6 protein-coding genes and 2 pseudogenes are annotated in these 12290 nt (G+C 39.3%); 6 read left to right on the top strand and 2 right to left on the bottom strand.

The features are described 5' to 3' along the window. Positions 1-550 precede the first annotated feature (550 nt). Together AC51G0_RS13870 and AC51G0_RS13865 are read left to right on the top strand one after the other, a co-directional pair. Positions 551-3025 (top strand): type I restriction-modification system subunit M, encoded by a 2475-nt coding sequence (locus AC51G0_RS13870; protein ID WP_496299201.1) that lies wholly within the window; start codon positions 551-553, stop codon positions 3023-3025. Between the two features lie 17 nt (positions 3026-3042). Beyond that, positions 3043-3156: pseudogene (locus tag AC51G0_RS13865) on the top strand (type I restriction-modification system subunit M N-terminal domain-containing protein); the annotation flags it as partial. Positions 3157-3472: 316 nt separating this feature from the next. Here the strand turns inward: AC51G0_RS13865 and AC51G0_RS13860 are convergent. Further along, positions 3473-5746, bottom strand: a complete 2274-nt coding sequence (locus tag AC51G0_RS13860; protein WP_496299200.1) for an NACHT domain-containing protein — start codon at positions 5744-5746, stop codon at positions 3473-3475. Between the two features lie 273 nt (positions 5747-6019). Here AC51G0_RS13860 and AC51G0_RS13855 point away from each other — a divergent pair. The 4 genes and pseudogenes from AC51G0_RS13855 to AC51G0_RS13840 all read left to right on the top strand — a co-directional run. Continuing rightward, positions 6020-6145 (top strand): annotated as a pseudogene (locus AC51G0_RS13855) (transposase); the annotation flags it as partial. Positions 6146-6881: 736 nt separating this feature from the next. Next, a complete protein-coding gene (locus AC51G0_RS13850; RefSeq protein ID WP_496299199.1) occupies positions 6882-8024 on the top strand; it encodes a PIN domain-containing protein in 1143 nt (380 codons plus the stop codon). 168 nt (positions 8025-8192) lie between these two features. Beyond that, a complete protein-coding gene (locus tag AC51G0_RS13845) occupies positions 8193-10226 on the top strand; it encodes an AAA family ATPase (RefSeq protein ID WP_496299198.1) in 2034 nt (677 codons plus the stop codon). A gap of 102 nt (positions 10227-10328) precedes the next feature. After that, the gene (locus tag AC51G0_RS13840) at positions 10329-10928 is read left to right on the top strand and encodes a hypothetical protein (protein ID WP_496299197.1); all 600 of its coding nucleotides are present in this window, start codon (positions 10329-10331) and stop codon (positions 10926-10928) included. Positions 10929-11414: 486 nt separating this feature from the next. Here the strand turns inward: AC51G0_RS13840 and AC51G0_RS13835 are convergent, their stop codons facing one another. Then, a complete protein-coding gene (locus tag AC51G0_RS13835; RefSeq protein ID WP_496299196.1) occupies positions 11415-11723 on the bottom strand; it encodes a hypothetical protein in 309 nt (102 codons plus the stop codon). Between the last annotated feature and the right edge of the window lie 567 nt (positions 11724-12290).

Genomic DNA, 12290 nt, shown 5'->3' with positions numbered 1-12290 from the left:
AATGTAGTGGTCATTTTGGTGTGCAAACTTTTACTTGTATTAGTGTGATTACCGAGGGACTTTGTCGTTTCAGCATACCAGCTCTCAGATCGAACACACAACATATAAACTCCGCTATGTATGTAACAGTAGAAAAGGATCATGCTGAAAACTCGTCGAAGCTTAGTGCTGGTGTGGCGCGTTCATACCAAATGGAAACTAAGTTTCATACTCAGAGCATTTTTTCGAGCCTGTAAGTATTAAAGCGCCATACTGAATCTTCATGCTGTTATCACGGTTCTGGACATAAATGTGCCAGATGCTTTGCTAAATTAGCAAAAAACGAATTAGTTCAAGTATGGAAAGCTTCACTAAGCAAATAGCAAGACCTGCCCCCATTGCTTTTTGGTAACGCACTAAAAACTGCTCGCGAAGCATGGCTGGCACTTTAAAACAAGATTAAAGGTGTGTAAGTGTCGCACTATTTACAATCGAGACGGCTTATTTATGCCATTATATGCACTTACTTTGGTAAACTACCTACCAAAACTTTGTATGTGACATCAATAATATGATCGAAGAACATAAATTTGAACTACGTAAACAACTCTGGAAAATCACTAATCATGTACGTGGCTACATGCATGCGGATACGTTTCGCGAATACACTCTAGGGTTATTGTTTTACAAGTATCTGTCGGACAATCTAATCAGTTTCGCCGATGAACTACTTTCTGAGGATGGCTTAAAGTTTGTCGATGTTGATGAAAAAACTGAAGAAGGCAAAGAAGTTATCCGAGTGCTTCAGGAAGAGGCTATTGATAATTTAGGCTACTTCATCCAACCAAAGGCTCTTTTCCATGCATTGGCCAAAGATGGGCAAACGAGCGGTAGCATTATTGAAAAATTACAAACTACACTATTCGAGATTGAAAATAGTTCACTTGGTGCAGGCAGTGAGCAGGACTTTTATGGGTTATTTAACGCATTAGATTTTAACTCAAACGCACTTGGCCACTCACCATCTCAGCGCAATATGCTGATTGTTCAAGTAATGACGGATCTTGATGTCATCCAGTTTGATTTTAATAGCAATGAAAGTGATGTTCTTGGTGATGCGTACGAATACCTCATTAGCATGTTTGCAAGTGGTTCAGGTAAAAAGTCTGGAGAGTTTTACACTCCGCAAATGGTGTCCAAACTGCTAGCTAAACTATCGACCTTAAACAACAATTCTATTGATTCTGTTTATGATCCAACTTGCGGCTCTGGCTCACTGTTACTTCAAGTAGCGAAGGAAGCAAATAACCCGCGTATCAAGTACTACGCTCAAGAACTTAACCCTAGTACTTATAACCTCGCTCGCATGAATATGATCATGCATAAAGTTAATTATAGAGACTTCGATATTAGGCAGGCTGATACACTTGAGTCCCCACAACATCTAGGGCTCCAATTTGATGCAGTAGTTGCAAACCCGCCATTCTCTATGTCATGGGCTGCGAAACCAGAGTTACTCAAAGATGAGCGATTTGCAGAATACGGCTCACTAGCACCAAAAACAAAAGCTGACTTCGCTTTCATCCAGCATATGCTCTATCAGCTAAGCGATCACGGCACAATGGCTGTAGTCGTTCCACATGGAGTACTTTTCAGAAAAGGAGCTGAAGGGCGCATACGTCAATTCTTGATACAAGAAAAAAACTGCTTAGATGCCGTAATAGGGCTACCTGCCAATATTTTTTATGGGACTGGGATACCAACTTGCATTTTAGTCTTCAAAAAGGAGAGGCAAAACAGCAAGGATGTTCTTTTCATTGATGCTAGCCAGAGTTACAAAAGCGGCTCTCACCAAAATTACATCAGCGAAGAAGACATACAAAGCATCATACATTCAGCAGTACAACGGGAGAATATTAAAAATTTTGCTGCTGTTGTTTCCGTTTCGGAGTTAGCAGAAAATGACTATAACCTAAATATATCGAGATATGTTGATGCTTCACCTCAAGCACTTTATCTGCAGGGCTTAAAAGAACAGCTACAAGAATTCGAACCAAGTCTACTTTACCCTTATGCACAGCAGATTCTGCAGCTTAGAAGAGATGATTCTGAAAAGACCTTTGAGAATGCTCTTATTCTACCAAGGATTCTAGGACGAAAGCCTTACGTTAGTTCAGGCTCTCTTTCGTGCATTAAAAGCGGGGGCTTTGCTCTGATTTTCGATGAGCAAGTAATTAACTCCGAGTACTTAGAGCTATTCTTCAACTCGAAGATTGGACAAAAAATTTTGGAGGACTGCGCCGCGAAAGCTGGTGGTACGATGAAAACCCTAAACCTTGAGTCATTGAAAAATAACCTCATTGCCTCTGTACCTAGTTTAGATATTCAAAAAGCATGCGTAGAGTCAAATCGCACCTTAAACACCATCCGAAAACAACTCGATGACTATCAAGAAGATATGATCTTCAGGCCAAGTTTCTCTAAAGAACTACTTATTCGATTGGACACTACATCTCAATACGTTGAAAAAGCCAATTATGAGGAGCAGTTGTTACAGAAAATTCGAGTGGGTGAAAACGCTGAAACAGAGTTCAAAGAAACTTTTTCGCTCGATGTCCGCAGAAGTCAGACCGACTCCAGTTACAAGCTCAAAAAGGAACCACATATAGAGGAGTCATCGCTTAAAACAGTAGCTGGTTTCCTAAACTCTTCTGGTGGGACACTTTTTGTTGGTGTCACTGACGACCAAAAAATTAAAGGGCTAGAAAAAGAATTTGCTACGTTTCATCAAGAGTCAGCCGATAAGTTCCTTCTCCACTTCAAAAACAAAGTTAAGGATATGCTTGGCGAAAGCTTCTATCCATTTATTCAAATAGACCTTGAAACTATCCAATCTTCGATCGTTTTGGTAGTAAAATGCAGTCGAGCTAATCAACCTTGTTTCCTAGGTAAAGAAAACAAGTTCTATGTTAGAACTCCAACTGGCGCAACAGATCAACTTTCTGGGCGGGAGATGTGGGATCACCTCCGCGTGAAGTTCCAATAATTAAATCAGAGCATCAAATAGTCGAACAACATCAACAAGAGCTGAAAAAGCAGCTTTGGAGCATCGCTAATACACTTCGTAGCAATATGGATGCCGATGATTTTCGTTACTACATTCTTGGTCTTACCTTCGTAAGCGCCCCATGATCCCACAAAGTGCTTTAGTGTGAGAAGTTCCACGGTAGAAGCAAACAACAGGGTCAGGTCTTGCCTTTTGACAAGCATTATTTTTGGTAGGGCAAATGCTCATTAACAGAATATAAATGAGTATTTAATCTAACCTATAAAGCGGCAGAAACGTGCCAGAGTGAAAGCTGGCACGACTAGGGACAGAAACGACTTAGTTAGTATTAAAACTCTAACTCGTCCTGTCCATGCTTTCTGGGAAAGGTACATATGTGATTATTGCACCTAATATGGTGTAGCTCTCATTTTAGGATAATTTTCGTTACTTCAGATTAAGCCTATTCAATGGCCTTTCGTACAGTTCATTAACTTTGTTCTGTACTGCCCTGTCGCCAGTAATTTTTTTCAAGTGCCTTTTAATTCTCTTTATATGAGCGTTGTGACAACCATGCATTTTAGCCTCTTGGCTGATAGCTAGTTGAATAGAAAATGGGGTTTTGCTTATCATTTCAGTACTTGAAAACTCTTTAAATAAGTCATCTAAGCTCTGATCACTTTTTGCTGTGTTAAGCAAAAACAGGCTTGTACATTTAACATCGCTATTAAGTTTATTATCTTTATCAATATCATACATAGCTTCGTCAATAGCTTCGTTAAAGAATGTGTATCCGTATGCATCAGCAAGAAAGTGCCTAAAGATAGCTATAAGTTGCATTTGAGAAAATGCAGAAAGCCTTGTATCAATATTTCCATTGATCGTGTCAAGTAGGTAATCTGAGGTATCAAGAAAAATCTGTTTAACCCCATGTTTAATGCATTCGTAGGGAGATGTATAAGCTGCTAGCATGATATTACCCATATTAATGATCTTTAGAAGGCGGGTTCTATCTTCAACAGTAGGCATCTCAATTAATTCGTTGATAACTTCTGGGCAATCTTTTCGTAATCCAACCATAAAAAATACAATTGTTGCCCAGTACAACTCAAATGCATCCTCTGTTAACTTAAAGCCGTTTTGTATACCGATGCTTTTAGCGTAGAAAAACTCTGCAAAAGTTCTATGTCTAAACCCAAACGTTTGATTGCATTCATCTAAATATAGTAGTTCGCAATGTTCTAACAGGTTGTCGAAGACTTCTTCTGAGTTCATTCCGAGATTTCTTTCCGTTAGGTAGCTAATGAAAAAATCTTTGGCTTCGTTGACAGATATTACGGTTAGTTCATTATCAATCATGTACCTAGCGATCTGTTGAAGAACTGCGTCGCGAACTGAGTAAACTTTCTCATTTTCCTGCCCTTTAGTAATATCCCATCGACCAGTGGAAAGCTCTGTATACTTTGCATAGAGTTCCGTTAGATTAGCTGGAATATTGTTCTCGTTTTCGTTAAGTAACTTGGCAAGTAAAAAAGCAGCAATTGGGGTCTTGGGAAGGGTCTTATATAGGTTTGAAGATTTCAGATCCTCTAGGATTCGATCCTTCACATTCAAGTTTTTGCAAGACTTCACGATCACCGTAATAATCTGGTTTAGAGAAAGCGGTGCAATCTGAAACGCTCGATATTTTGATTCTATTTTTGCTCTAGCGGCTCCTTGATCCAAGCTTCTAATCGCGCCTACTAAGCGAACATTACCAATCGCATCAACTTCACCGATTATTTCATTGATAGTATGAGTTCTGTCCTCAATATTAAGTTTGACCTCATCAATTCCATCTAATAGTATGACATACTCATATTTCTGACTACATTCTTTAAACTTCTCGTCTAAAAGCTGTTTTATAGAAGAATTATATTTCTCAACTAAGACTTTGAAAGTTAAATAGACAGGAACTTGCTCGTTTTCAAGGAATTTGTCTTGATCTAGCATATCCATAGCGGTATTGCGAAGCAGAGTACTTTTACCTGTACCAATTCCCCCTTCAATGATAATCGCAGTTTTCTTTTCTAAAGCCTTTTTCAAGCATGTCTTGCTCGGCGGCCTTCGATTTGTTTGATTTTGCTTATACTGAATAGTTTCTATTGGGATAAGGTCATTACAAAGTGCCACATCAGCTTCAGCGAGGGCACCGAAAGTAAGTCTTGAGTTTTGTTCAATATTTGTGAGCTTATTTCTTAAGTTCGAAACATACTCATTGATAACAATTGGGGTTGCATCGAAGTAGTCTGGGAGGTAAGTCTCAATAAGTTTTTCCAATCGAACACCATCGAGAAACTTTATTTTTGTCGAGCTGTACTTTGTCTTGAAGAACTCTTGGGCACTAATCGATATGTTCTTGGGTGTTACCACCCAGACTTCGTCTAGAACAATTTCTTTTTTTCCTTTAACGGTTCTACGGGTGTGGATACATTCATCGATCTGAGTCGTGACATCATGGCTGCTTTTAGTTATTGCATCGCGCTTAACAATGACTCCTATGTATTCTTCACCGAAAATATCATCACTATTAATCAAAACAAAATCAGCACCATTTTCAAGAGTACCTTGCTTATACTCTACATCAGTAACAGTAGGTAATTTCTTGAAAAGCATGCCCAGTAGAGGATGAATATCTTCTACTTCTCTTCTTAATCCTTTTAACTCTTTGGCAATACTCACTTTTTACGCTCCACTGGATAGGTACTGCATTGCATACTATGAAGTAACAAAAATTGAGTCAAATGAATAAGTCGAAAGACTTCATATAAACAAAGGGTAAGTCTCATTTTTCTCCAAATTGTTATCACATTGAATCGGCCTGCCTCCTGTAGACACTAATTTAATTTACACTGGGCAGCTTGTGTTTTTGGATACAGAAATTATCCGATAGTGATCCGCACCAGCAGTTTTGGACACCGAGTTAAGTGAGTAAAATCACTAGCGAGGTGAACCATGACAAACAAGAAAAAACGTATTATCCATTCCCCTGAATTTAAAGCGGAAGCCCTGAAGTTGGCCGAGAAAGTTGGTGTTGCTGCCGCTGCAAGACAACTGTCTCTGCATGAGTCTCAAATCTATAGCACCCTATGTCGATTTGACGTGGGAGCTCAGATTGGATGACAGAGATCCTGTGAGGCGCATGTTTGCTCATGCAAATACCCTAGAGGCCGAGTGGTTTGTGTGCGGTGAATTGGCATCAGATGAGCGATTTTTGTCGATTCCTAAACGATACCTACTGAGTAAATTTGGCGAGGGGGTTAATGAGGAACTTATCTCACAAGTATTAACTCTTAAATCGCTTAGCATAAAACCTAGTTAAATTAACGGCTTATGGTGATTTTGAACTAAGCTTAACTCCTTGTGCCTAGTTCGACCCAAGCAATGCTATATTGCGTTACTGTAATTGTGGTGGCGGCCACAATTACGTGGATTAGGTAGGATTCAATCTGTCAGTTACAAGATCGATATGTGACCTGAGCAGGGAGATGTCATCATAGCCCCCTATCAAACTTTTTCCCCTTTCCTTAGCAGGTTATGAGCAAGAAATCGGTAATCTTCATTTTTCCCTAATTTAGAAAATAGTTAAACTGATCACATATCCACGCAACCTTAGGTTGGGCATTACATACTCTTTTGAAATAGAAGGTTGTGATATATCGAATCATTCAATCTATCATACATAATTAACAGGAATAACCCTATTATTCAATGTTTTATGTTAATGTGTGTGACGTAATGATGAGGTGATAAAAAGAAAGCTTCAATATATAAATCTGTTAGGCGAATACGGAATATTGATAATCTCGGTGAAATAATGATAAGAATTTTGTTAGACACTAATATCCTACACCAAGAGGGGTTGACTTCGACGAGATTTCAAATCTTGCAAAGGTTGATAAAGTCGGGTTTTGTCAACTTGATCATCCCTGAGATAGTTATCGAAGAATACAAAAGTAAAAGAGTTGATCAAGCTAAAGAAGACTTAAAGAAAATTCAGTCTGCTATTGATAGCTTGCACCGAAAGACAATAATTGAAAAAGATTGTTTTAATGTGAAGCAGTTCAGTAATTTTGTCGAATCATCAATTAATGAAACGAATCGTCGGGTTGGTTCTTGGCTTGATGATAATCAAGTAGTATTAGTGCCAATTTCAAATACTTCAATTGAGGAGCTATTCAAATCTTACTTCGCCGGAACAGGTGCGTTTCGGAACAAAAAACAGCGTGAAGATATCCCAGATGCTGTGATACATGACTGCATTATAAAGTTGGCAAAAACCAGTGAATTGTTCGTGGTTGCAAAAGATGGCGTTTTAATTGAATCAATCAAAAATATAGATAATGTTCAAGTTTACAAAGATCTATCCGAAGTTCTCGATACTCCTTTGCTAAAAGAACAACTAGCAGAGTTGAATGCAAGTGAAATGAAAGTTAATTCAATTATCGAAACCTTAACTACTTCAGGTTGCTCATATGACGTAGCAGAATATTTAACTGCAAATCATATGGTTGAGGTGGAAGGTTTTTATGATGGCGAGTTTGTTGAGTTGCCTTATGAACTCAGCTCTGTTGAAACACATAGTCACGAGGTTCATGTTCATAATCTTAAAGAATTGTTTGTTGATTCACCATCGTACTTAGGGAATGGCAAATTTAGCTACTCGCTTGTGGTTCTATGTGAGGCTTCATTGTCATTTTATTGTGAGGATGATGTTTTCGAATCTCTATCATACGAGTACAGAAAAGAGCTTTCTAAGTCCGAGAGCAGCGGTCAAAGTGATGTTCACGTTAAAGGTAATGTAAATGTTGCGTTTCGAGGTGTTGTTGTCCTAAGTGGTATCGATACTAATGTAGATTCGAGCCAACTCGAAGTTCACCTTTCGTACCTTGGAGCAGAACGCAGTGAAATTGAGTGCGAAGTTAGTTTAGAAAAACTAGAGGTCGAGGATATCTATTAAAATTCGCCTAACAAATTTTTTAAGAGGGGCTCCCAACGCGTGGCATTTTTACTATGTGTTGTTTTTATTGTTTAAGGTGGTATGCGGCGGCATTGGTATTGCGTTGCTCATCCCTTAATAAGGTGTTAGGCGATTTATCAGAATGTAGGTTAGCAAGGAAATAATAAAATGAAAATTACAAAATTAAAGATTGAAAATTTCAGATCGTATAAAAAACAAGAAATAAACATCTCGGACTACAATTGTTTTATTGGAGCTAATAGTTCAGGAAAATCGACAGTTATTAATGCTTTGAACTTATTCTTTCGAGAGAACAAAAACTCGCAAACAGATTTGGTAAAACTATCGGAAGACGACTTCCATCACAAAAACACAAAAAAATCAATTAAGATCACCGTAACATTTCAAGATTTATCTAAAAAAGCAAAGGAAGACCTTGCTGCATATGTGCGACAAGATGAGCTAACAATAACTGCTGAGGCAACTTATGATAAAGAAACAGGCTTTGCTTCGGTGAAACAGTATGGTCAGAGAAAGGTAATTTCTGAATTTGCACCTTGGTTTGAGGCTCAAAAGTCAGGTGAAAAAGTTCCAGAACTACAAAGGATTTATGCTGATATTAAATCCAAAACACAGTTTAGTGGCTTAGAAAGTATAAAAACTAAAGGAGGCATGGAAAGTGCTCTTCGAGAGTTTGAAGAGAATAACCCAAAACTCTGTTCATATGTTTCGAGTGAAGACCAGTTTTATGGTGCTTCCAAGGGTTCAAACCGACTTGCTGCACATATTCAATGGGTATTTATTCCCGCAACTAAAGACATCTCTAAAGAAGCAGAAGAATCCAAGAATTCGGCATTGGGGTTACTTCTAGATAGGACGGTAAGGTCTAAAGTAAAGTTTGATGAAGAATTAGCAACAATCTACAATGATGCTAGGGATGCATACAATAAGATGTTAGCTACACAGCAAGGTGTATTAGCATCTGTATCTGGGTCAATAGAAAAGCGATTAAAAGTTTGGTCTAAACCTGATATACAAGCTCAAGTTAAATGGAACTATGAAGAGCAAAAAACAATTAAAGTTGAAGACCCAGTAGCACAGGTTGTGATCGGAGATAATGGTTACGAGGGCGAGCTTGCTCGTTTCGGGCATGGAATGCAGAGGTCATATATCTTTGCGCTTCTTCAAGAATTAGTGAACATTGACAGCTCAGACAGCCCAAAGCTTTTAATGGCAATTGAGGAGCCTGAGCTCTATCAGCATCCACCTCAAGTTAAGTACCTTGCTGAAACTATGTTCAAGTTAGCTGAAGATACCGCACAAATATTATTGTGTTCTCATAGTCCATATTTTGTTCCCTCGAATGATATTACTAGCTTGAGAATGGTTCGAGAAAGTGGAAATCCTAGTGAGTCTGTGGTGTCTCAAGTCACCTATGCTGACATTGCTGCTGAATTGAATAAGGTCGAATCTAAGCCAACAAATCCCTCGGCTCTTGTCGCAAAAGTTTCACCAGCTTTAAGTCCAGAGTTAAATGAAATGTTTTTTTCGCAAAAAGTAATTTTTGTTGAAGGAGTTGAAGATGTATCGATACTCACGACTTATATGCACCTGATGAACGTTTATGGAGAGTTTAGGCGTCAAGGTGGGCATATTGTACCCGTACATGGGAAAAGCGAAATATTGCGTCCGCTTTGTATTGCCCAGTTACTCAAAATTCCAACTTTCGTACTGATAGATGGCGATACAAACAAACAAACCGAGCATGATGCAATTAAGGACGATCCTGATAAAGAGAAAAAAGTTAACTTTCTAAAAAGTGAAATCGGCAAGCATAAAAAAGATAACGCATCTATATTAAAGCTTTGCGGTCAACCGGAAGCGTTGAACTGGCCAACTGAAGAGCATGTATTCCTGCCAAATATCGTGGTCTGGAAAACTAATATCACAGACATGCTAAACGAAGAGTTAGGTGCTAAATGGAAAGGGCATAGAGATGCTGCGACTGCAAACTATGGGCAAGCAAAAGGTTTGCTTAAAAATCCTTTAGCTGTATCACATGCCTTAGAATTAGCATGGAATGATGGTCAAAAATCAGCGTCACTAGTTAAAATGATTCGTCAGATGCTAGGGTTGACGGAGGTTGAAGTGGAAGCAGAAGAACAAGAACTAAATTTGCCTTCAGCTGACACAATCGTCTAATAAGGCAATGCGTTATACTCGGTGGTTTTGGTATGGAGTTCGGTGTGCTTTGTTAGTTCAGTGGGGCACACCTTATTACAGGCGTATCTTTACGAGGAAGTAGTGGAAAAATTACTTAATAAATTAGGTTATTACAAAAGTAAGCCTAAAAGCGATGTGAGGCCAACGATTGAGTACCGGGAACCTCTAACTCCAGAAGAGAATAGTCGAAAGTTTGTAGAATTTACGGCTGAAGGTAATAAATGGCTCAAAGCCAGAACTCAGAACTCAAATACTAAAACGGGAATGTTCTTTAGTATTGTTCTCCTAATCGAACATAAATTAGCTAACCTGTTGGTATGTATCGAACCAGATATTAAGGAAGCTACGCTCGGAAAGAAGATTGATACTTTTAAGACCTTTATTAAGATCTTTGACTTTGATGACCCGACTGATAAAAAAGAAGTTCGAGAGCTATTACCTGCACTGCATGAGATAAAGAATATTCGTAACAAGTTAGCTCACGATCTCACTAAATCTAGTATCAAGATAAATGAGCTTTCTCAAACACTGTCTATTGTCCGTAAACGTGACAAAGCGTTTGTAAACGATGTGATAAATAAGATCGATGATGACAGTGAAAAAGCATGTGTACTATTAGCTAAATTTGGTTTCATTTTTTTTGTAGAGTTAGCGCATTTGGGTGTTAGAGTTCGTGTTTGAGCCAACAAATAACAAACGTTTAAGTGTTTAAGGTTTCAAGATACTTTTTCTCATTTGAGGCTGCCAAGTTAGGCGTGATGCTCTAATTTGGCTCCGTTCTTTTTCGATTTAGCGACAGCTTGCCCTGAATCTACCAGCTATCCGATTAGATCGAGTATGAGCTTGTAATTTACAGGCTTTGAAAAAGAATACCTAGCTATCTAGCAACACAAAGCGGAATAGCTCGCGCATGTGCGGTGCTCTTTGAATGAAATTTCGTCTAAGTTTATGGCTTAGATTGTCCCGCTAGTCTCCCGTGTTGAGATGGCGATTTCACTTTGAGGGACTTGCCAAATGCAGGTTTGGTTTTGGGGCGTGACGGCTCATACGAGCAAGTGCATATTTTATATTCACGTTTTCTAAACTGGTTTTGTGAGTCGTCGGCATCAGCTACTCTTCTTTCGTAACTTTTAATATACCCCTAACTCTAATTCAGCGATGGCTCGATTAACGCTGCAAATGTCCTTCGTAATAACGCCGTAGCATTGCGGCATTTTCCTGAATATCCTGTTGGATTAAATCAACCGGGCGGCAGCTATCCAGCTCCCTATTACGGATTCGCATCACGTCTATCTGATACATTGAAGTACTGTCATTAACAAGATTGACAGGATATAGCCTTTTCAGAGCTGCGTGTATTGAGAGAAGATTCTTGGTGACGGACTCGGTGTCGTCACAAGATTGCAGTAGTTGTTCAGGAGCTTCGATACCCCACAGTTTAAGCAACTTAACCGTAGGCTTGTACAAATCATCCATCACACATCCTCCGTCGGCTTTAGAGGTAAAAAGGAGGAGCTTAGCTTAGGTTCAGCTCCTCCCTCTTTGGTTAGTGTCGGTGACCCTAACCCCAACAAAACCACTATAGCACCAGAAAATAATATTAAAAAGTCGTACTACTAGAAGGTGAACAGCTGCTGCTAATGGGCTAGCTGGCGGCCAAGCTTTATGGATATAGCTAGATCTATGTCTGAGTTAGGGCGTTCAGCTGCTGCCAATGGGCTTGCTGGCGGCCAAGCTTTGTGGATATAGCTAGATCTATGTCTGAGTTAGGGCGTTCAGCTGCTGCTAATGGGCTAGCTGGCGGCCAAGCTTTGTGGATATAGCTAGATCTATGTCTGAGTTAGGGCGTTCAGCTGCTGCCAATGGGCTTGCTGGCGGCCAAGCTTTGTGGATATAGCCAGATCTATGTCTGAGTTAGGGTGTTCAGCTGCTGCTTATGGGTTAGCTGGCGGCCAAGCTTTGTGGATATAGCTAGATCTATGTCTGAGTTAGGGCGTTCAGCTGCTGCCTATGGGCTTGCAGACGGCCAAGCTTTGTGGATAT

The sequence above is a fragment of the Photobacterium sp. HL06 genome (genome assembly GCF_059552575.1).
The sequence above is the reverse complement of the archived record's forward strand: the minus strand, read 5'-3'. Positions and strand labels throughout refer to the sequence as shown.